Origin of the sequence: Gimibacter soli (assembly GCF_028463845.1) — a bacterium.
Lineage (GTDB): Bacteria > Pseudomonadota > Alphaproteobacteria > Sphingomonadales > Kordiimonadaceae > Gimibacter > Gimibacter soli.
The window spans coordinates 1,710,666-1,733,393 of the sequence record NZ_CP116805.1 but is presented as its reverse complement, the minus strand read 5'-3'; the positions used below and the strand labels follow the sequence as shown (position 1 = coordinate 1,733,393).

General features: G+C 61.6%; 22 protein-coding genes. 14 read left to right on the top strand and 8 right to left on the bottom strand.

The features are described 5' to 3' along the window. The first annotated feature begins 71 nt into the window (after positions 1-71). Complete coding sequence (locus PH603_RS08100) at positions 72-578, top strand: outer membrane lipoprotein (RefSeq protein ID WP_289505574.1); 507 nt, start codon at positions 72-74, stop codon at positions 576-578. Positions 579-707: 129 nt separating this feature from the next. Here the strand turns inward: PH603_RS08100 and PH603_RS08095 are convergent, their stop codons facing one another. The 5 genes from PH603_RS08095 to gatC all read right to left on the bottom strand — a co-directional run bounded on the left by PH603_RS08095 (position 708) and on the right by gatC (position 5,885). After that, on the bottom strand, positions 708-1,970 hold the full coding sequence (locus PH603_RS08095; protein WP_289505573.1) for a glycine zipper 2TM domain-containing protein: 1,263 nt from the start codon (positions 1,968-1,970) through the stop codon (positions 708-710). Between the two features lie 76 nt (positions 1,971-2,046). Next, on the bottom strand, positions 2,047-2,499 hold the full coding sequence (locus PH603_RS08090; RefSeq protein ID WP_289505572.1) for a glycine zipper domain-containing protein: 453 nt from the start codon (positions 2,497-2,499) through the stop codon (positions 2,047-2,049). 113 nt (positions 2,500-2,612) lie between these two features. Continuing rightward, positions 2,613-4,100, bottom strand: coding sequence for an Asp-tRNA(Asn)/Glu-tRNA(Gln) amidotransferase subunit GatB (gene gatB, locus PH603_RS08085; protein ID WP_289505571.1), 1,488 nt, complete (start codon positions 4,098-4,100; stop codon positions 2,613-2,615). A 5-nt stretch (positions 4,101-4,105) separates the two neighbouring features. Continuing rightward, entirely contained in the window at positions 4,106-5,587 is a 1,482-nt protein-coding gene (gene gatA / locus PH603_RS08080) for an Asp-tRNA(Asn)/Glu-tRNA(Gln) amidotransferase subunit GatA (RefSeq protein WP_289505570.1), read from the bottom strand. Between the two features lie 7 nt (positions 5,588-5,594). After that, positions 5,595-5,885 (bottom strand): Asp-tRNA(Asn)/Glu-tRNA(Gln) amidotransferase subunit GatC, encoded by a 291-nt coding sequence (gene gatC / locus PH603_RS08075; protein WP_289505569.1) that lies wholly within the window; start codon positions 5,883-5,885, stop codon positions 5,595-5,597. A gap of 86 nt (positions 5,886-5,971) precedes the next feature. On the opposite strand from gatC, the gene PH603_RS08070 reads away from it, so the two are divergent. From PH603_RS08070 to rnr, 9 genes are all read left to right on the top strand, one after another. Continuing rightward, positions 5,972-6,496, top strand: coding sequence for a GNAT family N-acetyltransferase (locus PH603_RS08070; protein WP_289505568.1), 525 nt, complete (start codon positions 5,972-5,974; stop codon positions 6,494-6,496). Between the two features lie 21 nt (positions 6,497-6,517). Continuing rightward, positions 6,518-7,687, top strand: a complete 1,170-nt coding sequence (locus tag PH603_RS08065; RefSeq protein WP_289505567.1) for a DUF3089 domain-containing protein — start codon at positions 6,518-6,520, stop codon at positions 7,685-7,687. After that, a complete protein-coding gene (gene ruvX / locus PH603_RS08060; protein WP_289505566.1) occupies positions 7,684-8,142 on the top strand; it encodes a Holliday junction resolvase RuvX in 459 nt (152 codons plus the stop codon). Before PH603_RS08065 ends, ruvX begins: the two co-directional genes overlap by 4 nt. Before the next feature lie 47 nt (positions 8,143-8,189). Continuing rightward, positions 8,190-9,194, top strand: a complete 1,005-nt coding sequence (locus PH603_RS08055) for an aspartate carbamoyltransferase catalytic subunit (protein ID WP_289505565.1) — start codon at positions 8,190-8,192, stop codon at positions 9,192-9,194. Beyond that, positions 9,191-10,441, top strand: a complete 1,251-nt coding sequence (pyrC, locus tag PH603_RS08050; protein ID WP_289505564.1) for a dihydroorotase — start codon at positions 9,191-9,193, stop codon at positions 10,439-10,441. Before PH603_RS08055 ends, pyrC begins: the two co-directional genes overlap by 4 nt. Then, complete coding sequence (plsY, locus tag PH603_RS08045) at positions 10,438-11,070, top strand: glycerol-3-phosphate 1-O-acyltransferase PlsY (RefSeq protein WP_289505563.1); 633 nt, start codon at positions 10,438-10,440, stop codon at positions 11,068-11,070. The genes pyrC and plsY overlap by 4 nt, the downstream gene beginning before the upstream one ends. 47 nt (positions 11,071-11,117) lie before the next feature. Next, positions 11,118-12,257: a DNA-processing protein DprA gene (gene dprA / locus PH603_RS08040; protein ID WP_289505562.1), complete on the top strand. Its 1,140-nt coding sequence runs from the start codon at positions 11,118-11,120 to the stop codon at positions 12,255-12,257. A gap of 121 nt (positions 12,258-12,378) precedes the next feature. Further along, the gene (gene topA / locus PH603_RS08035; RefSeq protein ID WP_289505561.1) at positions 12,379-14,964 is read left to right on the top strand and encodes a type I DNA topoisomerase; all 2,586 of its coding nucleotides are present in this window, start codon (positions 12,379-12,381) and stop codon (positions 14,962-14,964) included. A gap of 37 nt (positions 14,965-15,001) precedes the next feature. Continuing rightward, a complete protein-coding gene (gene rnr / locus PH603_RS08030) occupies positions 15,002-17,308 on the top strand; it encodes a ribonuclease R (protein WP_289505560.1) in 2,307 nt (768 codons plus the stop codon). Positions 17,309-17,314: 6 nt separating this feature from the next. On the opposite strand, the gene PH603_RS08025 is transcribed toward rnr, so the two are convergent. After that, positions 17,315-18,085 carry an Hpt domain-containing protein gene (locus PH603_RS08025; protein ID WP_289505559.1) on the bottom strand — a complete coding sequence of 257 codons (771 nt, stop codon included), beginning with the start codon at positions 18,083-18,085 and terminating at the stop codon, positions 17,315-17,317. A gap of 210 nt (positions 18,086-18,295) precedes the next feature. Here PH603_RS08025 and rpmG point away from each other — a divergent pair, with 210 nt between their 5' ends. Next, a complete protein-coding gene (gene rpmG, locus PH603_RS08020) occupies positions 18,296-18,463 on the top strand; it encodes a 50S ribosomal protein L33 (RefSeq protein WP_289505558.1) in 168 nt (55 codons plus the stop codon). Positions 18,464-18,541: 78 nt separating this feature from the next. On the opposite strand, the gene PH603_RS08015 is transcribed toward rpmG, so the two are convergent. Both PH603_RS08015 and PH603_RS08010 read right to left on the bottom strand, forming a co-directional pair. Then, positions 18,542-19,918: a PleD family two-component system response regulator gene (locus PH603_RS08015; RefSeq protein WP_289505557.1), complete on the bottom strand. Its 1,377-nt coding sequence runs from the start codon at positions 19,916-19,918 to the stop codon at positions 18,542-18,544. Between the two features lie 6 nt (positions 19,919-19,924). After that, positions 19,925-20,290: a response regulator gene (locus tag PH603_RS08010; protein WP_289505556.1), complete on the bottom strand. Its 366-nt coding sequence runs from the start codon at positions 20,288-20,290 to the stop codon at positions 19,925-19,927. Between the two features lie 179 nt (positions 20,291-20,469). On the opposite strand from PH603_RS08010, the gene PH603_RS08005 reads away from it, so the two are divergent. From PH603_RS08005 to PH603_RS07995, 3 genes are read left to right on the top strand one after another with little or no spacing between them, the layout of a single operon-like run. Beyond that, positions 20,470-20,751, top strand: coding sequence for a DUF3572 domain-containing protein (locus PH603_RS08005; protein WP_289505555.1), 282 nt, complete (start codon positions 20,470-20,472; stop codon positions 20,749-20,751). Beyond that, positions 20,745-21,401: a hypothetical protein gene (locus PH603_RS08000; RefSeq protein WP_289505554.1), complete on the top strand. Its 657-nt coding sequence runs from the start codon at positions 20,745-20,747 to the stop codon at positions 21,399-21,401. Before PH603_RS08005 ends, PH603_RS08000 begins: the two co-directional genes overlap by 7 nt. Beyond that, positions 21,398-22,708, top strand: a complete 1,311-nt coding sequence (locus tag PH603_RS07995) for a DNA polymerase IV (protein ID WP_289505553.1) — start codon at positions 21,398-21,400, stop codon at positions 22,706-22,708. The genes PH603_RS08000 and PH603_RS07995 overlap by 4 nt, the downstream gene beginning before the upstream one ends. The last annotated feature ends 20 nt before the right edge of the window (positions 22,709-22,728 follow it).

The following is a 22,728-nucleotide window of genomic DNA, read 5'->3' as shown; positions in this document are numbered from 1 at the left end:
CCCCTGCCTTGAATCTGCCCTTTTCAAGGTGCACCTATATTGTCAGGACATGTGCCCGGAGTTTGATTGACATGAAAAAGACTATCTCCCGTTCCCTCGCCGCCGCCCTGCTGGTGCCTGCTGTTATCGGCCTTGGCGCCTGCGCGACAGCGCCTGATTCCAAAACCTACAGCTCAAGTGCGGCTGGCCAGGTGCAGCATGCAGAGCGCGGCACTGTGGAAAGCGTGCGCCAGGTGCAGATTTCTGGCCCGAAAAAGGGCTACGGCGGCCTCGCCGGTGCCGGTATCGGCGGCGCCACGGGTGCCGCAATCGGTGGCCACGGTGAAGGCGCGGTGGCGGGTGCCATCGCTGGCGCCCTGATCGGCGGCCTCATTGGTAACGACGTGGAAAAGAAATCGGGCAACCGCACCGGTTACGAATATATCGTCAAAACCGAAAACGGCGGCCTTGTGACGCTGGTGCAGGCCGATGACGTGCCGCTGCAGCCCGGCGCGCCGGTGGTGATCCTGTATGGCCGTGAAGCCCGGCTGGTGCTGGATCAATCCAAGATCGTCTATGACGACCGTCGCAGCAACTAGGCGACCTGCCTATTGAACGAAAAGCCCCGCATTCCGGCGGGGCTTTTTCTTTGTGCGTTTGCAGGCAAACAAGAAAGGGCGGCCAGATTGCCGCCCTTCCCCATTCTGCTCCCTTATCCTGCGGGACGATCAGTCGTCGTACCGATATTCGACCGTCCATTTGGTGCAGACATATTCGCCGTTCTCGAAGCTGTAGGATATGCAGTTCCGCACTTCCTGGCCTTCGTCGCGGTAATAGTAGCGCTGGTCGCTGCCACTGCTGCTGTTGTTGCCGCTGCCGCTTGTCGCCAGCTCGTGGCCGACCACAGCGCCCGTCACAGCGCCAATCACGGCGCCCGCCGTACGGTTGTGGCCACCATCGATCTCGGCCCCAAGGATACCGCCAAAGAGCGCACCCAGCGTGGCACCCAGAATGCCGGCGCCGCTATCACTTTCGCGGTAATAATTGTTGCCGCCATCATAGTAGTTGTAGCTGAAGCCAATCACCGGACGGTCATACCAGTAGCCGTCGAAATAATGGTGGCCGCACCCATGGTGGTGGTGGTGCCCCACAACAACGATCGGGCTGTAATAGTATCCGTGATGGCGGAAGTGGCCGCGCGGATAATAATAGTGACCGCCCCAAGTGTAGCCATAGTACAGGTGCCCAGGCGTCCACAGGATCGGACGATAGTGATAGCTATAGCCCGGATACCAGTAGCGATACCGGTGGTTATCGTGCCGGTAGCTGTGCTTGTACTTGTAGTTATGCTTGTCCTTGTGATCCCACTTGTGTTTGTCACGGCCGTTCCGGTCATGACGGTCATTCCGGTCGTGGCGATCCTTGTGGTCATTCCTGTAACTGTGCTTGTTGCGATCATCGCGATCACGGTCGCGGCCGCGATCATCACGGGACTGGTAATTCGACGTACCATAGTCCTGCTTCACCGGCTTCTGATACTGGTACTGATAGCCGCTCGGCTTGCCCGAAGACGTTTTCCGCGGCGCATCCGCCTTTTTCACCTGACCGCGCTTCTGGTCGCGCGATGACATCTGCATCGGTACAGTCTGCTGATACTGTTCCGGCTGGCCCGAAAGGCGCGCCACGGGCTCACGGCCACCGCGATCTTGCGGCTGCTGGCGCTGTTGTGCCTGACGCTGTTGCGGCTGCGGGCGTTGCTGGGGCTGTGCCTGCGGTTGCGGGCTCCGGCGTTCGGTGCGTTCCGCACGTTCTTGACGCGGCGCCCGCTGTTCCTGACGCTGTGCCCGTTGCTCCTGGCGCTGGGCGCGCTGTTCCTGACGCTGGGCTTTTTGTTCCTGACGCCGGTCATCGCGCTTGTCGCCTGCTTCCACCGAAATGGCCGGCAGCGCAACCGAGGCGAGGCACATAAGGACGAAACTTTTCTTCAACATCGCGGCCTCCTGATAAGGGACGCTTACACACTATGCCCGGCCTGCTGAATGCAGTCTGAACCGGGCTGTTCATCATTCAGTCATCCGGGCCGAGCGGAATTGGCAGCAGGACCACGGACGGAAATTGCCGCGGCTCGCCCCGCCAATGGGCAACAGCGGGTATCGGCCGCGAGGGGTCGTAGCTGATATCCGTGCCTGCCAGATATTGTTCGCGGTAGTAGCGTGCCTGACGCTCCATCCGGTCCTTGTCGGGCTTCTGCATGCCAAGCACGGCTCCAAGGGCCACGCCGGCAATCGCACCGCCAGTGCCACCGACTTCATCCCCAATCAGGCCACCGGCGAGCCCGCCAAGCGCGCCGCCGATCACTTTCTGGCGTGCCCGCACTTTTTCAGGGCTCGGGCCATAAACGGGGGTAGCATCAAGGACATAGGCATCACAGCCACTGCCGATGCACGGCAATTCGTCCGCAAATGCGGCGTTTGTGCTGGCAGCGATGAGGCCAGCGGCGATGGCAGACGCACGAAGCATGGTCACACTCTCCTCTGGCATCATACTCCAATGCGGCCGTGGCGGAAATGTGGCAATGAAAAAGGGCCGGAAAACCGGCCCTTATCACATTTTCAGGAGCGTGGCCCGCCCGGTCAGCCGTCGAGTTTCGGCTTCAGAAGCTGGTTCACGAGGCCCGGGTTGGCCTTGCCGCCCGAAAGCTTCATCACCTGACCGACGAAGAAGCCGATGAGCTTGTCCTTGCCACCACGGTATTCCGCCAACTGGCCGGGGTTCGCGGCGATCACCTCGTCGATAATCTTCTCGATGGCACCCGTATCGGAAACCTGCTTCAGGCCTTTTTCCTCAACGATCGTGCCGGCGTCCTTGCCGGTCTCGAACATCAGTTCGAACACTTCCTTGGCGATACGGCCCGAGATAGTGCCGTCTTCAATCAGCGCCAGAAGCTCGGCACCCTGCTTTGCGCTCACCGGGCTGTCGGCAACCAATTTGCCAGCCTTGTTGAGCGCGCCAAAGAGATCGCCGATCACCCAGTTGGCAACCTTGGTGGCCACGTCCTTCGCCGGTTTCTTGGTGGCCTTGACGGTTTCGTCCAAAATTACTTCGAAGAAGGAAGCCGATTCCTGCTCCGCGACCAGAACGGAAGCGTTGTAGGCCGAAAGGCCAAGCTCGGCCTCGAAACGGGCGTGCTTGTCGTCCGGCAATTCCGGCAGGCTCGAACGTGCTGCATCGATGAAGGCATCGTCGAACTCCAGGGGCAGCAGGTCGGGATCAGGGAAGTAGCGATAATCGTGCGCTTCTTCCTTCGACCGCATCGAGCGGGTTTCACCCTTCACGGGGTCAAAGAGGCGAGTTTCCTGATCGATCTTGCCGCCATCCTCGATGATGTCCACCTGACGGCGGGCTTCATATTCGATGGCCTGACGCACGAAGCGGATCGAGTTCACGTTCTTGATCTCGCAGCGCGTGCCGAAGGGTTCGCCGGGACGACGGACCGACACGTTCACGTCGGCGCGCATCGAGCCCTGCTCCATGTTGCCGTCGCACGAACCGATATAGCGCAGGATCGTGCGAAGCTTGGTGAGGTACGCACCGGCCTCTTCGGGGCTGCGCATATCCGGCTTCGAAACGATTTCCATAAGCGCAACGCCCGAGCGGTTCAGGTCCACATAGGTGAACTGCGGATGCTGGTCATGCATCGACTTGCCGGCGTCCTGCTCAAGGTGGATACGCTCGATCCCGATTTCCTTGGTGGAACCGTCCTCAAGGTCGATCTTCACGATCCCCTCGCCCACGACCGGATGCTTGAACTGGCTGATCTGATAGCCTTGCGGCAGATCGGCATAGAAATAGTTCTTACGGTCAAACACCGAGTATTTGTTGATCTGGGCACCAAGTGCCAGACCCGTACGCACGGCCTGACGCACGCATTCCTCGTTGATCGTTGGCAGCATGCCGGGCATCGCGGCATCGACAAGCGACACCTGCGCGTTCGGCTCGGCACCGAAATCGGTGGCAGCGCCCGAGAAGAGCTTCGCGTTCGAGGTGACCTGTGCGTGGACCTCAAGCCCCAGCACCACTTCGAAATCGCCGGTCGCACCCTGAATGATATATTTCGCCATGGTGCTTACCTCCACCATACTTTGGGTTCGGCCTTCAGGGCCGCCGCTTCTTCAATCACGCCGGAGACGCGCAGCACGGTTTCCTCGTCGAACGGACGACCGAGGATCTGCAGCCCGAGGGGCAGTCCCTGTGCGTCAAGGCCAGCAGCAACGCTGGCGCCCGGGATACCGGCCAGCGACGCCGGCACGGTGAAGACGTCATTGAGATACATGGAAACCGGATCGTCCGACTTCTCGCCGAAGGCAAAGGCTGCCGAAGGCGCGGTCGGAGTCAGGATCACATCGACCTTTTCAAACGCACGCTTGAAATCGTCCGAAATCAGCTGGCGCACCTTCTGGGCCTTCAGATAGTAGGCGTCATAGTAACCGGCCGACAGCACATAGGTGCCGATCATGATGCGGCGCTTCACCTCGTCACCGAAGCCGGCGGCGCGGGTCGCTTCGTACATATCATTCAGGCCGCCGCCGTTCGGCACATTGCGCAGGCCGTAGCGGACACCGTCATAGCGGGCGAGGTTCGAGGAAGCCTCGGCAGGAGCCACGATATAATAGGTCGGCAGGGCATATTTGGTGTGCGGCAGGTTGATATCGACAACCTCGGCACCCGCAGCCTTCATCCATTCGATGCCCTGATGCCACAGCGCCTCGATCTCGGCGGGCATGCCGGCCAGATGATATTCCTGCGGAATACCGACTTTCAGGCCGCGGATGTCGCCGGTGAGGGCAGCTTCAAAATTCGGCACCGCCATGTTCACGCTGGTCGAATCCTTGGGGTCGAAGCCGCAGATGCTTTCCAGCATGATCGCGCCGTCGCGCACCGTGCGGGTGATGGTACCGGCCTGGTCGAGCGAGCTCGCGAACGCCACCATGCCATAACGGCTGCAGCGGCCGTAGGTCGGCTTGATGCCATAGGTGCCGGTGAAGGCGGCAGGCTGGCGGATCGAACCGCCGGTGTCCGATGCGGTCGCGCCCATCGCGGCGTAACCGGCAACCGAGGCCACCGAACCACCCGACGAACCACCGGGCACATAATCCTTGTTCGAGCCTTCGGCGCGCCACGGGTTTTTCACCGGGCCGTAATAGCTCGTCTCGTTCGACGACCCCATGGCGAACTCGTCCATGTTCAGTTTGCCAAGCATCACCGCACCATTGTCCCAAAGTTTCTGGGTCACGGTCGATTCATACTCGGGCTTGAAGCCATCGAGAATGTGCGAGCACGCCTGCGTGTGCACACCTTTGGTGGCGAACAGGTCCTTGATGCCGACCGGGATACCGGTCATGGCCTTCGCGTCACCCGCCTTGCGCTTGGCATCGGCAGCATCTGCCTGCGCCAGCGCAATCTCGGGGGTTTCGGCCACATAGGCATTCAGCGGACGCGCGGCTTCCACAGCCTTGATATGGGCTTCGGTCAGCTCACGCGAGGAAAGCTCGCCCTTCGCCATCAGGTCGCGGGCGGCGGCGATTGTCAGTTTGGTCAGGTCGGTCATTTGAGGCCTACTCGATCACTTTGGGAACGGTGAAGAAGCCGTATTCGGCGTTCGGCGCATTTTTCAGGACCTTGTCCTGGATGCCGCCATCATTCACCTCATCCTGTCGCCAGCGCAGCTTGGCATCCACCACGCTCGCCATCGGCGCGATGTTATCGGTATTCACTTCGTTCAGCTGCTCGATCCAGTGCATGATGCCGTTGAGTTCACCGGCCAGATGGTCAAGCTTGTCATCCTCGATGCGGATGCGCGCCAGCCGTGCGATCTTTGCCACGGTGGCTTTGTCAATGTCCGACATGGAAAATCCCTTGGAAAGACGTGTCGCGTTGCAACATAAAATCAGGGCGGCAACTTAGCGCCGCCCCAAGCCGGGAGCAAGCGGGAATGACGGAAAGTCGCGGGATTTTGGTGCGTGAGGTGGAACTGGGGGACGCCCGCGCCCTCAATGCCTATGTCAAACGCGTCTATGAAACCTCAGATCACCTGATCACGGCACCCGACGAATACCGCATATCGACCTTTGCGCGGTGGCGCTGGATTGTGCGGAAGCTGTCCTCCTCTGGTGAAATCTGCTTCATCGCGACCGACACAGGCGGGGAAATCATCGGCATGATTGATGGCTGGGTGGATCCGCGCCAGCGGGTGCGGCATGTACTGACCTTCGCCATGTCAGTCCGCGCCGATCGGGGCCGCACCGGGATCGGGCGGAAACTGCTCGCCACCCTTATCGACTGGGTGAAGGCGCATCCCTATATCCGCAAGATCGAACTGCATGTGCATGCCGACAATGCTGCGGCCGAAGCGCTTTACACCTCCTTTGGCTTCATTTTAGAGGGTGAACGCAAGGGGGCGGTGCGCTATGAAGATGGTCGCGTCGTCAATGACCGGCTGATGGCCCTGTGGCCCTGAGCCAATCCAAGGGGGAATTCCATGTCTGAAACGCGCCGTCATCCGGCTGTCTATTTCCTGATCGGTATCGTGGTTGTCGTGCTTGTTGTGCTGGCGGGCATGACATGGTTCGGCGCCAACCAGGATACCGCCATGCGCCTCGCCTTCGTGCCCGGCCATGATTTCGCTGAAGACGCCCCGAGCGAACAGCCAGACTACAGCAAGACGGACAGCTGGTGGATCAGCCCGGAAAACCCCGCCCTCGGCGCCCACACGCCCGAAGGGGTGATGACCCACAAGATGGCGCCGGTTGCCGACGTCTTCTTCGTGCATCCGACGACATATCTGAACCGTGCGCACTGGAATGCGCCCCTTGATGACGAAAAGACCAACCGCTACACCGCGCTCCTCTCGTTCAAGCATCAGGCCAGCGCCTTCAATGTGGCGGGCACGATCTATGCGCCGAAATACCGGCAGGCCGGCCTTGGCGCCTTCCTCGAGGAAGAGGAAGGCATGGGTGAAAACGGCGCCCGCGCGCTTGACCTCGCCTACAGCGATGTCCTTGCGGCCTTCGATGCCTTTGTGGCCGGGCGCGATGCCAGCCGCCCGATCATCCTTGCCGGCCACAGCCAGGGCGCGGTGCATGTGCTGCATCTCCTGAAGGACCGGTTCGACGGCACCGAACTGACCCCGATGCTGGCCGCCGCCTATGTGATCGGCTGGCCGGTCAGCATTGAAGGCGATATCGGTGCCATCAACGGCGTGGAGGCTTGCGACAGCGCGACCGATACCGGCTGCGTGGTTTCGTGGCAAAGCTATGCGCTCGGCGGTGATCCGTCCGGCATCAAGGCATGGTTCGATAATGCCCGCGGCCTGAACGGCGAACCGCTTGCCGGTACCAATATGCTGTGCACCAACCCCGAAGACTGGAAGATCGGCGGCAACGACACCCGCTCCACCAACATGGGTGCCGTGGTGATGGACCTGACCGACGCACCGCTTGGCAAGCCGATCCGCAATTTCACCGGCACCCAGTGCCAGGACGGCATTCTGTACCTTACCGATATTCCGACAACGCCCGAGTGGCTGGAATACAAATGGCCGGGCGAGAATTTCCACGTCTATGACATCAACCTCTTCTATATGAACCTGCGTGCCAACGCCGAGGCCCGCGCCCGTGCATGGGCACCCGCAGGTGCTGCAGCGGAATGAGCAGGCTTGTCCCCTTGCGCGACCTGAAGGCCGGTATCCAGCGCGGATACCGGCTCGTCGGCCTTGACGTCGGCTCCAAAACGATCGGCGTGGCACTATCCGACACCACATTGACCATCGCGACGCCGATGGAAACCATCGTGCGCACCAAGTTCCGGAACGATGCGGCGCGCCTTGCCGCCATCGTGGCAGAGCAAAAGGTGGGCGGTTTCGTCATCGGTTGGCCGGTCAATATGGACGGGTCGGAAGGCCCACGCTGCCAGTCCACCAAATCCTTCTGCGAGAACCTCTCGGGCGTCATCGACCTGCCGCAGACGCTGTGGGACGAACGCCTTTCGACTGCTGCCGTTGAACGCACGCTGCTGGACGCGGATTCGAGCCGCGCGCGGCGCAAGGAAGTGATCGACAAGATGGCAGCCGCCTATATCCTGCAAGGCGCGCTCGATGCGTTTTGAGGCAGCCCCTTGTCGCTCCAGTCATTTAGCCCTATAAGGCCACTTTCATGAGCACAAAGTCGTCCGATCATGACCCGTATGTCCGCGCAGAGATTGCGCCGCCGTCGGGAATCGCCTTTCCGCACAAACATCTTCTCGGCACCTGGGGGCTGGACCCCACCACGATCCAGCACCTCTTGGATACCGCCGACCGCTATGTTGACCAGAACCGGCGAGCCCAGAAGACGACCCCGATTTGCGCAGGCCTGACGCAGATCAACCTCTTTTTCGAGAACTCCACCCGTACGCTGATGAGCTTCGAGATTGCCGGCAAGCGCCTTGGCATGGATACGATCTCGATGTCGACGGGTACGAGCTCGATCAAAAAGGGTGAAACGCTCCTTGATACTGCCGCCACGCTCAATGCCATGCACCCCGATGTGCTGGTGATGCGCCACGCGGACTCGGGTGCTGTGAAGCTTCTGTCCGAGAAAATGAGCTGTGCCGTGATCAACGCGGGCGACGGGCGGAGCGAGCATCCGACCCAGGCGCTGCTCGACGCCCTCACCATCCGCCGCCGCAAGGGTAAGCTGCACGGCCAGATCATCGCGATTTCGGGCGATATCACCCACAGCCGCGTGGCACGTTCGAACATCTATCTCCTCACGGCCATGGGCGCCCGCGTCCGGCTGGTGGCACCGCCGACGCTGCTGCCGAAGGATGTCGACCGGCTGGGGGTCGAGGTTTACACCCGCATGGATGAAGGCCTGAAGGACGCCGACGTGGTGATGATGCTGCGCCTGCAGCAGGAACGCATGCAGGGCGGCTTCCTGCCCTCCTTGCGCGAATATTACCAGTTCTGGGGCCTGACCCGTGACAAGCTCGCCGTCGCCAAGGACGATGTGCTTGTGATGCACCCCGGCCCGATGAACCGGGGTGTGGAAATTGCCTCCGATGTGGCCGACGATTTCGACCGCTCCGCCATCGAGGAACAGGTGGAAATGGGCGTCGCCGTGCGGATGGCCTGCCTTGATATCCTGACCCGCAACCTGCGCGAAGGAGGCGAGGCATGAGCATCACGGCCTACACGAACGCCCGCCTGATGGACCCGGCATCGGGCCTTGATGAAATCGGCACCCTGACGGTTGAAGACGGCCGCATCCTCGCGGTCGGCGCTGCTGCCACCACGACCGGTGCCTCCCACATTGTTGATTGCAAGGGCCGCGTGCTGGCGCCGGGCCTTGTCGACATGCGCGCCCATCAGGTGGATACCGACGCCGCTGCCGCCGGCGGGATCACCACCGTGGTGCTGCAGCCCGACCAGACGACCGTCATCGATACCGATGCCCCGGTCGAGCGCATCCGCCGCCGCGCCAAGGACTATTCAAGCGTGCGGGTTTACCCCATGGGTGCCGCCACCAAAGGCATGCACGGCGAGGAAATTGCCGAGATCGGCCAGATGCAGGAAGCCGGTGCCGTTGCCTTCACCGATTGCCGCCGCGCCATCGCGAACGCGCAGGTGCTTCGCCGGCTGCTGGAATATGCCAACTATTTCGGGGCGCTGATCGTCCAATTCCCGGAAGAAGGCTCGCTCGCCGCCAGTGGTGTCGCCCACGAAGGCGAAGTCGCGACCCGGCTTGGCCTTGCCGGCGTGCCGGTTGAAGCCGAAGTGATCCAGATCGAGCGTGACGCGCGGCTTGCCGAAATGACCGACAGCCGCCTGCATTTCGCACTTATCTCGTCCGCTGCCGGGGTCGAGGCCGTGCGCGCCGCCAAAAAGCGCGGCGCCCGGGTAACGGCGGCAACCGCGCCCCATTATCTGCATCTCAACGAGAATGCGGTGGAAGGCTATCGCACCTTCGCGAAGGTCAGCCCGCCGCTCCGCACCGAAGAGGACCGCAAGGCCCTGATCGATGGGATCAAGGATGGCACCATCGATGTGATCGTCTCCGACCATGATCCGCGCAGCGAGGATGTGAAGCGTCTGCCTTTCGCGCAGGCTTCCGCCGGGATCAGCGCTTTCGAGACGCTGTTGCCGCTCGCCCTTGCCCCCGTCCATGCCGGCAGCCTTGACCTGATGACCGTGCTGAAGGCGATGACCTTCACGCCTGCGAAACTTCTGGGCCTGTCGTCCGGCACGCTCAATGTCGGTGCCAACGCCGATTTCGTGATCTTCGACCCGGCCAAGCCGTGGCGGGTTGATCGCAGCGCTTTCCTCTCGAAAGCCCGTAACACACCCTTTGATACTTTGCCGGTGCAAGGCCGCGTGTGGCGCACTATTGTGGCCGGCAAGCCGGTTTATACGGGAGAGCCTTCATGATGGGGGTTGCCGCCGATTTCATCCTGATCTTCGCCTATATGCTGGGCTCGGTGCCCTTTGGGCTGGTGATCACGCATCTGGCGGGCCTTGGCGATATCCGAGCCATCGGCTCGGGCAATATCGGCGCCACCAACGTTCTGCGCACCGGCCGCAAGGATCTCGCGCTCCTGACGCTCCTTCTGGATGCCGGTAAAGGCGCCATAGCAGTCGGCCTGACAGCGTGGCTGGTGGAGCCGGGCATCGCGCCGCTTGCAGGTGCCGTTGCCTTCATGGGGCATTGCTTCCCCATCTATCTCGGCTTCAAGGGCGGCAAGGGCGTGGCCACCTTCTTCGGTACGCTTCTCGCCATTTCGCCGGCCACGATGGGGGCGACTGCGCTCATCTGGGTCGTTGTAGCGGCCATCACCCGCTACAGCTCGCTCGCCGCCCTTGTGGCAGCGGTCGCAGCGCCCCTCCTTTCTGCTTATCTGTTCCCGAGCGACAAGGTTCTCCTGTGGCCTTTCATTCTGGTGATGACCATCGTCATCTTCATTCGCCACAAGGATAATATCGGACGGCTCATCAAAGGCACCGAAAGCCGTATCGGCAAGAAATCCGAAGCAGCACCGGAAAAACCGGAAGGCGAATAACCGAGCTTTCGGTTGATTAGAGGCCGCTGCTCCGGCACAGTCGGCGCATGCATGGCAGCTTCCACACCGGCGGGCAAACCGCGCCTCTCGCGGAAAGCGAATGTCTCGCCCGGCTGCGCCTCATCCGCACCGACAGTATCGGCCCCATCACCTGGCGGCACCTGATCGCCCGCTTCGGCAGCGCCGAGGCGGCCCTTGATGCAGTGCCGGGTCTTGCCGCCAAAGGCGGTCGCAAGGGGCCGCTACGTATCCCGACAAAAGCCGAGGCCGAAAAGGAACTCTCCGCCCTCGCCCGCTTCGGCGCCTTTCCGCTGTTTCTGGGGGATAGCGCCTACCCCGCCCTCCTCGCTGCCACGGAAGACGCCCCGCCCGTGCTGTTTGCGAAGGGGCAGGCAAGCCTTCTGGCGCGCGATGCCATCGGCATCGTCGGCACAAGGAACGCCAGTGCCGCCGGATTGAAGATCGCCCAGATGATCGCGGCGGGCCTTGGCGGTGCCGGGCTCGTTGTTGCCTCGGGCCTTGCCCGCGGGATCGATGCCGCCGCCCATGCCGCATCCCTCAAGGGTGGCACCATCGCCTGCCTCGCCGGCGGGCTGGATATCACCTACCCCCGCGAGAATGCGGCCCTGCAGGAAAAGATCGGCGAGGAAGGCCTTCTGGTTTCCGAAATGCCGCTCGGCACCGAACCGCAAGCTCGGCACTTCCCGCGCCGCAACCGGCTGATCAGTGGCCTGTCGCTTGGCGTGCTCGTCGTGGAAGCCGCTCTTCGCTCGGGGTCGCTTATCACCGCGCGGCTGGCGGGCGAACAGGGCCGCGAGGTTTTCGCGGTGCCCGGCTCGCCGCTCGATCCGCGCGCCGGCGGCGCCAACCAGTTGCTGCGTGAAGGCGCGATCCTTGTCGAGACGGCTACTGACGTATTGAACGAGATCGAAAGCCTGCGCAGCCGCGCGCTCCGCGATCCGTCCGGCCTGCCGCTTTTCGATCATGCGCCGCCCAAAGTGCCGGAGACAAACACCGCAGCCCGCGAAAAAGTGAAGGGGCTTCTCTCCCCCTCGCCCACCGCGATGGATGACCTGATCCGTCTGTCTGGCCTGCCGGCTGGAGAAGTGGCAGCCCTTGTGCTGGAACTCGAGCTTGGCGGGCTTGTGGTGCGCTATCCGGGCGGGCGTGTCGCCCTTCTGGCCTGAATGTCCTTTGGCCTTCGGTTTACAAAGGCCGTTGCATTCTGGGCGACTTCCAACTAGGTGAGACAAGGGGCCCCGTATTTTAAGTGATTCCCGCCCAGAACGAGCCGGAGAAGCCGATTTCATGAATGTCGTCATTGTCGAATCGCCCGCCAAGGCGAAAACCATCAACAAGTACCTTGGCAAGGACTACACAGTTCTGGCGAGCTTCGGCCACGTGCGCGACCTGCCGGCGAAAGACGGCTCGGTAAAACCCGATGACGATTTCGCCATGAACTGGGAAGTCGATGCCGCGTCCAACAAGCGTCTCAGTGATATCGCCAAGGCTGTGAAGGATGCCGATCGCCTTTATCTGGCGACTGACCCCGACCGTGAAGGGGAAGCGATCAGCTGGCACGTCCTTGAAGTTCTGGCCGGCAAGCGCGCCCTGAAGGGCAAGGAAGTCAAACGCGTCGTCTTCAACGAGATCACCAAATCGGCGATCCTGAAGGCGATGGCGCACCCGCGCGACCTGGATGAAGAACTGGTCAACGCCTATCTCGCCCGTCGCGCGCTGGATTATCTCGTCGGCTTCACCCTGTCGCCGGTTCTGTGGCGCAAGCTGCCCGGTGCACGTTCGGCTGGCCGTGTGCAATCCGTGGCGCTACGCCTTGTGTGCGAACGCGAATCGGAAATCGAGCGATTCGTCGCCGAAGAATACTGGTCCATCGAAGCCGCCCTCGCGAACGGCGCCGGCGATGGCTTCAATGCCCGCCTCTTCGCGCTCGACGGTGAGAAGCTGAAGAAGCTGGACCTGAAAAACGAACAGCTCGCCCGTGCCGCTGAAGCGCGCGTGAAGGCTGGCGGCCTGAAAGTGGAAAGCGTGGAGCGCAAGCCCGCCCAGCGCCACCCGCAGCCGCCCTTCACCACCTCGACCCTGCAGCAGGAAGCCGCCCGCAAGCTCGGCTTCCCGGCGAACAAGACGATGCGAACCGCGCAGGCGCTGTATGAGGGCAAGTCGATCGGCGGCGAGGTTACCGGCCTTATCACCTATATGCGTACGGATGGTGTCACCATCGCGCAGGAAGCGCTGAACTCGGTCCGCAACCTTATCGGCGACCGCTACGGCAAGGATTATCTGCCGGATGCGCCCCGCATGTATAAAACCAAAGCGAAGAACGCCCAGGAAGCGCACGAAGCCATCCGCCCGACGGATGTGATGCGCCGCCCGGCCGATATCGCCCATGCGCTGGATGATGACGAGCGCAAGCTTTACGAGCTGATCTGGCGCCGTACGGTTTCGAGCCAGATGGAAAGCGCACGTGTGGAGCGCACCACGGTCACCATCTTCAATGGCGACAAGTCGGTTGAGCTGCGGGCCACCGGCACCGTTGTGCAGTTCGACGGCTTCCTGAATGTCTATCAGGAAGGCCGCGACGACAGCGCCAGCGATGACGATGAAGACAGCAACCGCCTGCCGAAGCTCGCCGACGGCGAAGCGCTGAAACTGAACGGGGTCAACGCCAACCAGCATTTCACCGAAGCACCGCCGCGCTATTCCGAAGCAAGCCTCGTGAAGAAGCTGGAAGAGCTCGGCATCGGCCGCCCGTCCACCTATGCCTCCATCCTCACCGTTCTGCGCGAGCGCGAATATGTGACGATGGACAGGAACCGCTTCATCCCCGAGGACAAGGGCCGGCTTGTGACCGCCTTCCTCGAGAAATTCTTCCCGCGCTATGTGGAATATGATTTCACCGCGAAGCTTGAAGAACAGCTGGATGACATTTCGGCCGGTGAGCTGGACTGGAAAAAGGTCCTGAAGGAATTCTGGACCGACTTCAAACCCAAGACCGAAGAAATCATCGGTGTTCGCACCGCGGTGGTGATCGATGCGTTGGATGAATATCTGGCGCCGCTTCTGTTCCCGGCGAAGGACGAAGGCCACGACCCGCGCGTTTGCCCGGTGTGCAATGAAGGCCGGCTTGGCCTGCGCCTGTCGCGCTACGGTGCGTTTGTCGGCTGCTCGCGCTACCCCGAATGCAGCTATACCCGCCCCTTCGGCGCCAACGACAATGGCGCAGCATCCGAAGAAGTTGGCGACGGTGTGGTCGAGCTTGGCACCGATCCGAAATCGGGTGAGGCCGTAACGCTCAGGAACGGTCGTTTCGGGCCTTACCTGCAGATCGGCGAAGGCGCCAAGGGCACCAAGCCGCCGCGTGCTTCGATCCCCAAGGATATGAAGCCTGACGCGGTTGACCTTGAAAAGGCGCTTGCGCTGCTGTCGCTGCCGCGCGAAGTGGGCATGCATCCGGAAAGCGGTCAGCCGATCACAGCATCCATCGGTCGCTATGGCCCCTATCTGGCGCATGACGGCAAATATGCGAAGCTCGGCTCCACGGAGGAAGTTTTCGCAGTTGGCCTCAACCGCGCTGTCGCCCTTCTCGCCGACACGCCGGACCGCAAGGGCGGTGCTGCCAAGACAACCCTGAAGGACCTTGGCGCCCATCCGACGGACGGCGAAAGCGTGAAAGTGCTGGATGGCCGCTACGGCCCCTATGTCAATCACGGCAAGACGAACGCCACCCTCCCCAAAGGCACCGATCCGCAGTCGGTTACGATGGAGCAAGCGGTCGAATGGCTTGCCGCCAAGGCATCGAAAGGCGGCAAGAAACCCGCCGCCAAGAAAAAGGCTCCTGCGAAGGCGAAAGCCAAGACCGCAAAAGCCGGGTAAGATGCCCCTCCCCCGCCAAGCCTGAAAGGAACCTGACTTGGCCAAGAAAAACGAGATCGAGGGCATGCCCAGCCGCGAAGCCGTCCTCGATTTCATCAAGGGCTTCGAAGGTCGTGTCACCAAGCGCGACATCGCCCGCGCCTTCGATGTGAAGGGCCCCGACAAGGTCCAGCTGAAAAAGCTTCTCCGCGAGATGACAGACGACGGCCTGATCGCCAAGGATTTCTCCAAATCCCTGCGCCCGTCTGACCGCCTGCCTTCCGTCCAGGTTGTTGAATTCGCCGGGCTCGACCGCGAGGGCGAAGCCTTCGTGAAACCGGTGAACTGGGAAGGCGAAGGCGCACCGCCCAAAATCGCGCTCGCCATGGGCAAACGCCACAAGGGCCCGGCCATGGGCCCCGGCGACCGCGCACTGGTGCGCCTGCGCGAAGTACGGCGCGGTGAGACCCGCTATCAGGCCGAAGTCCTGAAGATATTGCCGAATGCACCCGCCAGCATCATGGGTGTGTTCCATGGCGGCGAAAATGGCGGTCGCATCCATCCGATCGACAAGAAGAACCGCGACGACTATCTGGTCGCCGCTGGCGACACCGGCAATGCCATCGAAGGCGAACTTGTGGTGGCCATGCCGGTCCGCAAGGGCCGCGAGCGGCTCGGACCCCGCATGGCGCGCGTGACCGAACGACTGGGCGACGTTTCCGACGCCCGGTCGATCAGCCTTATTGCCATCCATGCCTATGATATCCCGCATGTTTTCCCGGCCGATGTGATCAAGGCCGCGAAAGCCGCCAAGCCCGTGGTGCTGGGTGACCGCACGGACCTGCGCGATATTCCGCTTATCACCATCGACCCCGCTGACGCACGCGACCATGACGATGCTATCTGGGCCGAAGCCGACACGGACGCTCAGAACAAGGGGGGCTGGCATACCATCGTCGCCATCGCCGACGTTGCTCATTATGTGACGCCCGACAGTGCGCTCGATGTGGAAGCCAAGAAGCGCGGCAACAGCTGCTACTTCCCTGACCGCGTCGTGCCGATGCTGCCCGAGGAATTGTCGGCTGACCTCTGCAGCCTGATGCCGGGCGTGGAGCGTGCCTGCCTTGCGGTTCACATGTGGTTCGATGCCGAGGGCAACAAGATCCGCCACAAGTTCGTTCGCGGGCTGATGCGGTCGGCGGCCAATATCCATTATGCGCAGGCACAGGCCGCGCTTGATGGCATTACGGACGAAACCACCGCCCCGCTCCTCGATAGCGTCCTGAAGCCGCTCCACAGCGCCTGGAAGGCCATCATGATGGCGCGGGCAAAGCGCGAGCCGCTGGACCTCGACATGCCCGAACGCAAGATTGAGCTCGGTGAGAACGGCCACGTTGCCCGCATCAATGTGCGTGAGCGGCTGGATACGCACCGTGTGGTCGAGGAATTCATGATCATGGCGAACGTGGCCGCCGCCGAGGAGCTGGAGAAGCACCGGGTGCCTGCCATGTACCGCGTGCACGAGGAACCCGCCTTCGACAAGATCGAGGCGCTTTCTGATTTCCTCCGCACGCTTGACCTGCCGACCCCGAAGGGTCAGGTGATGATGCCGCGGCTCTTCAATGGCCTTCTGAAAAAGGTTTCGGGCACGCCGGTCGAAACCATGGTCAATGAAGTGGTGCTGCGAAGCCAGACACAGGCTTACTATAGCCCTGACAATCTCGGCCACTTCGGCCTCGCGCTGCAGCGCTACGCCCACTTCACGAGCCCCATTCGCCGCTATTCCGACCTTGTGGTGCACCGCGGCCTGATCCGCGCGCTGAAGCTTGGCAAGGACGGTCTCACCGAAGGCGAGATCGAGGAAATGACGATGGTGGGCGAACATATCAGCTCCACCGAACGCCGCGCCATGGCCGCCGAACGCGATTCGACCGCACGCTATATCGCCGCTTACCTCGGCGACCGTATCGGCGACTATTTCGAGGGCCGCATCACGGGCGTGAACAAGTTCGGGCTGTTTGTGCTGCTGGAGCCTTCATGCGGCGACGGGCTCATCCCCATTTCGCAGCTCGGGGCCGATTTCTACCGGCACGACGAAACCCACCATTCGCTGATCGGCGAGCGCACGGGCGAGACATTCCGCTTAGGTGACCGGGTGGAAGTGAAGCTTCTGGAGGCCAATCCCTTCACGGGCGGCCTGCGGCTTGAGATGGCCGGTGAACGGCATCCGGGTGCGGCTGGCCCCAAAGCCCGCCGGATGGCGAGCAAGGGGCGCCGCAGCCCGAAACGTGGCGGTGGCCCGCAATCGACAAGCCCGCGCGAGAAGACAGAGCATCCGCCGCGCCGGAAGCGTCGGCGGCCTTAAAGCTTTTTAGAGAATCCCGAGCTTCACGAAGACGTCGGCGACATCGTTCGAGAAATTGGTACCCTTGCGCAGCACCGGCACGTCTTTCGGCAGGTCGGCAAGGTGCGGGTCGTTGCGCTCGATAGACGCCAGAAGCGCCACCGGGATCGCCCGGGTGGAGGGCATGGAGCGTAGCGCGCAGGCAAGATCGACGCCCGAAAGCTCCGGCATCACGCGCGAGACGATCACAAGATCCGGCCGCATCGAGGGGATCAACTGGATGGCATCCATCGTGGAGGCCACGTTGACCATGCGGTAGCCACATTCCAGAAGCTCGCGGGTGACGATCTTGTTCGCCGTGCCCGGCTCCATCACCAGCATCACTTCCATGTCAGTGACGGTCACATCGCCAACTTCAAAGCTTGCCCGTTTGGCTGGCAGCTTGCGCACCAGTTGCGAGATATCGACGTCGCGGTTATGGACGAAGGCATCGAGGCATTCCGACATGCGGTCGGCAAATGTCTGGATATCGACAATCGCCTGCGGGGCCAGATCCGAAAGGTTGAAGATATAATCTTCGCAGCGGTGGCAAACCGCCTTCAGAGCCTTCATGTCGAAGCTGGCCGCCACCGTTTTCAGCGAATGGACCTCAAGCTTGACCGTGGCCAGGATATCCCGCGATTTCAGATTGCTGTCGCCAAAGCGCTGCAAGGTCTCCGAAAGGCCGGCGAGACGGTCTTCAACCGTATCAATCGCTTCGGTTCTCAGTTCCTGCAGCAGCTCGTTTTCGGTAATCATTCTGGGCCCCGTCGCAAATTGTGTGCCCCTCTTTTGGCACAGGATTAGTTACTCATCCATTAGCGTTTTCGGGTAATTGATCCATCGGGCGGATTTTTCCCGCCAGAATGGCCAATCTGCGCTTGACTTATCGCCCCCTGACAGTATGTTGCGCCGTCGAACCGGTCGCCAACTGGCGATCTCGTTAACGGAATTCTCGGAGTAAGACCGATGGCAAAGCCGTCCAGCATCAAGATCAAGCTGCTCAGCACTGCTGACACCGGCTACTTCTATGTGACCAAGAAAAACCCGCGCACCATGACGGAAAAGATGGTCCTTCGGAAGTACGACCCGGTCGTCCGTAAGCATGTTGAGTTCAAGGAAGCCAAGATCAAGTAATCTGGCTTTCACCGCAGGTGATACGAAAAAGGGCTGTGAGTTTCACAGCCCTTTTTCTTTTGTCTTTTCCCGCCGGAATCAGACGGTCGGCGCCAGCACCACGCGGTTACGCCCGCCTTCCTTGGCGGCATAAAGCGCCTTGTCGGCGGCGTCCAGAAGCTCGGCAGGGGTCGCGCTTTCGCCGGCCACGGCCACGCCGATCGACACGGTCACATTGATCGGACCGTCGCTGGAGCCGATATCGAAAAACTGCTCCGCCACTTCCTGGCGCAACCGGTCCGCAATCATATGCGCCCAGTCAAGCGGCGTATCGGGCATCATCACTACGAATTCCTCGCCGCCGTAACGGGCCGCAAGGTCCACCCCGCGGATATTGCGGGCGATGCGATTCGCAAATTCCTTCAGCACAAGGTCGCCCGCGGCATGGCCGTAGGTATCGTTGACCTTCTTGAAGAAGTCGATATCGAGAATCATCACGGATAGCGGCTTGCCGCGCTTCTGCGCCGTCTGCAGCTGGGTTTCCATGTGGGTCGTCAGATAGTGACGGTTATAAAGCCCGGTCACCGCGTCGGTGGTGGCAAGCTGCATCGACACATGGAAGTTTTCCCACAGCTTGTCGGCATAGCGCTTGCGCTTCAGCTGGGTCTTCACCCGCGCCAGAAACTCCATCCGGTCGACGGGGCGCACCACATAGTCGTTCACGCCCATCTCAAGGGCGCGGACGAGGAATTTGGCATTGCCATCGTCGACCATCACAAGAATCGGCACGTGGCGCGTTTCCTCGAACGAGCGAAGCTTGGAGCAGACCCGCAGGCCGTCCGTCGATTTCATGGTGAGCGAAACGATGATCAGGTCGAACGATTTCTCGCGGGCACGCTCGGCTACATCGTCGCCGCCCGTCATGAAGGTGACGTCCCCGACCCCTTCAAGCGCGCGGGCAATACGCTCCATCACGCGTTCCTGTTCGTCCACCACAAGGATGGCGGCATTGTCAGGCAGCTCGTTGGCAATCGGATCGTCCAGATCACCTTCCCAGCCGAGCGTGGTGCCCGTTGCCTCGCGGTTCCGGAGCTCGTCCATCATGACCTTCAGGCGCACCAGCGATTTGACGCGGGCGAAAAGGGCCAGATCCTGCACAGGCTTCGTCAGGAAGTCGTCAGCGCCCGCCTCAAGCCCCGCCACACGGTCGGAAGGCTGGTCAAGGGCAGTCACCATCACCACAGGGATGTGCGAGGTCGCAGCGTCCGCCTTGATGCGGCGGCATACCTCGAACCCGTCCATGCCGGGCATCATGACATCAAGAAGGATGATATCGGGATGTTCGCGCGAGATCACATCCAGCGCTTCGGGACCACTGAAAGCCGTCAGAACATCAAAATACTCGCTCGTCAGCTTCGCTTCCAAAAGCTTGACGTTGGGTGGCACATCGTCCACCACCAAAACACGGGCTGTCATCGATTACTACCCGGCAAACTGCTTGACGGTTTCAAGAAAGTGGCCGACCGAAATCGGCTTGGCGATATAGGCTTCACATCCGCCTTCGCGGATTTTTTCCTCGTCACCCTTCATGGCAAAGGCCGTCACGGCGACAACGGGGATTTTTCGCAGGTCTTCGTCTTCCTTTAGCCATTTTGTGACTTCAAGGCCGGAAACCTCGGGCAACTGAATGTCCATGAGGATCAGATCGGGATTGTGTTCGCGGGCCAGATCAAGCGCCGCCATCCCATCCCGGGTCTGGATAACCTTGTAGTTGTGGGCTTCGAGAAGGTCGCAGAAGAGCTTCATATTAAGCTCGTTATCTTCGACGATCAGGATCTTCTTCTCCATACCACCCCCTGGACTTTGGCTTCTGCTCAAACCAGCTACGAGCCTATCTGTTTGGAATAATAGGCTCGCTTTCTGTCAAAAGACAAGCTTATCAGCACATTGCTGATGACTTTTAAACTGCCCGCCCCTCTCCTATTATGAAAGCCGAATCCAAGCCCCGACGCGTCGCAGGAGTCCCTATGCCCATTCAGACGATCGAAGCCGAAACCATGGCCCTGCAGGCGGTCGCGCATATCGTGGCGGAAGACGCCCTCAGGGACCGCTTTTTCGCGATCACCGGGCTGGATGCCGATGCCCTGCGCGCCGGGCTTTCCGAGGCCGATATGCAGGCGAGCGTGCTTGGCTTCCTCATCGACTTCGAGCCCGATCTCGTCGAGTTCGCTGCCTCAGTTGACAGGAAGCCCGAAGATGTGGTTGCCGCATGGCGCGCACTCGGCGGCGGCAAAGGGGTGGAATGGTGACAAGCGCCGAGGCCATTGCCGCAAGCCTCAATCCCGCAAAGCCGCTCCTCATCCTGGACGCGGACGAGGTTTTGTTGCGTTTCATGGAAGCGCTCGAAGTCTATCTCCTCAGTGAAGGCTATGAACTGCGGCTCACGAGCTTTGCGATCACCGGCAATGTTTACGACCGCCACGGCGGGATAGTGGCGCCCGAGCATGTCCGCGAGCTTCTCTCATCCTTCTTCGCCGCCCGCACCCGCCATATCGAGCCGGTGAAGGGGGCGGCCGAGGCGCTCGCGTCCCTCAGTGCCGACTGGCAGATCGTGGTGCTTTCAAACGTGCCGGCGCCCCAGCGTGAAGCCCGCGCTGAGAATCTCGCCGGGCACGGCATGCCCTACCCCGTGATTGCCTCGAAAGGCGGCAAGGGCGAGTTTGTGGCAACGCTCACGGCGGGCCGCAGTGCCCCTGCCGTGTTTGTGGATGACCTGCCGCCACATCACGCCTCCGTCGCCCGCCATGCGCCCGCCACACACCGCCTCCATATGGTGGCCGACCCGCGCCTTGCTGCCCTTCTGCCACCGGCGCCCGATGCTCACACCCGGATCGACGACTGGGCAGCAGCGCACGATCATATCCGCAAGCTGGCCGAGGATATCCACGTGCGGCCATGACCCCCGTACCTTTCCTTTGCCGCGATGGCTTTCACCGGTTCGAGGCCATGCCTGGCCCCGCCCCCTGCCCGGTTTGCGACAGCCGACGCACCGTGGGACACGCCGAACTTGTCGGCCTGACCATCGCCCATATGGACTGCGACGCATTCTATGCGACCATCGAAAAGCGCGATGACCCGGGGCTGAAGGACAAGCCCCTGATCATCGGCGGCACCGGCGGGCGGGGGGTGGTTTCCACCGCCTGCTATATCGCCCGGCTGTCAGGCGTGCGGTCGGCGATGCCGATGTATCAGGCGCGGAAATTGTGCCCTGACGCCGTCGTCCTGATGCCCGATATGCGGAAATACAAGGAAGTGGGGCTGCAGGTCCGTGCCATGATGGCGCGCCTGACACCGCTTGTGGAGCCTGTCTCCATCGACGAAGCTTTCATGGACCTTTCCGGTACCGAGCGCCTGCACGGCGCACCGCCCGCCGTGATGCTTGCGCGCCTAGCTGCCGAAATCGAACGCGAAATCGGCATCACGATTTCCGTGGGCCTTGCCCCCAACAAATTCCTCGCGAAGCTCGCCTCCGACATGCAAAAGCCGCGCGGCTTCACCGTGATCGGCGAAAGCGACGCGAAAACCATCCTCGCAGCCCTCCCCATTAGTCGCATCTATGGGGTCGGTGCGCAGATGGCCGCCAAACTGCAAAAGGACGGGCTGACCATGATCAGCCAGTTGCAGGGGATGGACGAAAGCCGGCTGGTGCGCCGCTACGGCGATATGGGATCGCGCCTTTATCATCTGGCACGCGGCGAGGACCGCCGCCGTGTCTCCGCCGATCAGCCGGTGAAAAGCGTATCGTCCGAGATCACGCTGGACCGCGATCTGGCGGATTTCGAAGCCCTTGAAGATCATCTGTGGCGGCAGGCCGAGCGCACATCCGAAGGCCTGAAAAAGAAGAACCTCGCCGCCCTCACCATCACGCTGAAGCTGAAAACCAGCATGCACCGGACGGTCACCCGCTCCCGCACGCTCGATGCGCCTACCCAGCTTGCCGAAACCCTGTTTGAAGTGGGCCGCGACATGCTGAAGCCGCTGGCGGACGGCACGCCCTACCGGCTGATCGGCATCGGCGGATCGCAGTTCCGCCCGCCGGTCGAGGCCGACCAGCCGGATCTTATCGACCCCGGCCGCACCAAACGCGCCACAACTGAACGTGCCCTTGATGCGCTCAGGGCCAAATTCGGGCGCGATGCCATCGGCAAAGGCCGCACCCTTCCGGCAAAAAATGCCGCAAACAACCCTGACAAGAAGTCGAAATAACCGATATATTTCAATAAACT

Coding starts and splice junctions, on each gene's coding strand:
- topA (WP_289505561.1), top strand. CDS start 12,379: ATGAATGTCGTCATTGTCGAATCGCCCGCCAAGGCGAAAACCATCAAC.
- PH603_RS08015 (WP_289505557.1), bottom strand. CDS start 19,918: ATGACAGCCCGTGTTTTGGTGGTGGACGATGTGCCACCCAACGTCAAG.
- PH603_RS08095 (WP_289505573.1), bottom strand. CDS start 1,970: ATGTTGAAGAAAAGTTTCGTCCTTATGTGCCTCGCCTCGGTTGCGCTG.
- dprA (WP_289505562.1), top strand. CDS start 11,118: ATGCATGGCAGCTTCCACACCGGCGGGCAAACCGCGCCTCTCGCGGAA.
- PH603_RS07995 (WP_289505553.1), top strand. CDS start 21,398: ATGACCCCCGTACCTTTCCTTTGCCGCGATGGCTTTCACCGGTTCGAG.
- PH603_RS08065 (WP_289505567.1), top strand. CDS start 6,518: ATGTCTGAAACGCGCCGTCATCCGGCTGTCTATTTCCTGATCGGTATC.
- PH603_RS08100 (WP_289505574.1), top strand. CDS start 72: ATGAAAAAGACTATCTCCCGTTCCCTCGCCGCCGCCCTGCTGGTGCCT.
- PH603_RS08010 (WP_289505556.1), bottom strand. CDS start 20,290: ATGGAGAAGAAGATCCTGATCGTCGAAGATAACGAGCTTAATATGAAG.
- gatA (WP_289505570.1), bottom strand. CDS start 5,587: ATGACCGACCTGACCAAACTGACAATCGCCGCCGCCCGCGACCTGATG.
- ruvX (WP_289505566.1), top strand. CDS start 7,684: ATGAGCAGGCTTGTCCCCTTGCGCGACCTGAAGGCCGGTATCCAGCGC.
- gatB (WP_289505571.1), bottom strand. CDS start 4,100: ATGGCGAAATATATCATTCAGGGTGCGACCGGCGATTTCGAAGTGGTG.
- PH603_RS08090 (WP_289505572.1), bottom strand. CDS start 2,499: ATGCTTCGTGCGTCTGCCATCGCCGCTGGCCTCATCGCTGCCAGCACA.
- gatC (WP_289505569.1), bottom strand. CDS start 5,885: ATGTCGGACATTGACAAAGCCACCGTGGCAAAGATCGCACGGCTGGCG.
- PH603_RS08005 (WP_289505555.1), top strand. CDS start 20,470: ATGCCCATTCAGACGATCGAAGCCGAAACCATGGCCCTGCAGGCGGTC.
- PH603_RS08025 (WP_289505559.1), bottom strand. CDS start 18,085: ATGATTACCGAAAACGAGCTGCTGCAGGAACTGAGAACCGAAGCGATT.
- PH603_RS08055 (WP_289505565.1), top strand. CDS start 8,190: ATGAGCACAAAGTCGTCCGATCATGACCCGTATGTCCGCGCAGAGATT.
- plsY (WP_289505563.1), top strand. CDS start 10,438: ATGATGGGGGTTGCCGCCGATTTCATCCTGATCTTCGCCTATATGCTG.
- pyrC (WP_289505564.1), top strand. CDS start 9,191: ATGAGCATCACGGCCTACACGAACGCCCGCCTGATGGACCCGGCATCG.
- PH603_RS08000 (WP_289505554.1), top strand. CDS start 20,745: ATGGTGACAAGCGCCGAGGCCATTGCCGCAAGCCTCAATCCCGCAAAG.
- rpmG (WP_289505558.1), top strand. CDS start 18,296: ATGGCAAAGCCGTCCAGCATCAAGATCAAGCTGCTCAGCACTGCTGAC.
- PH603_RS08070 (WP_289505568.1), top strand. CDS start 5,972: ATGACGGAAAGTCGCGGGATTTTGGTGCGTGAGGTGGAACTGGGGGAC.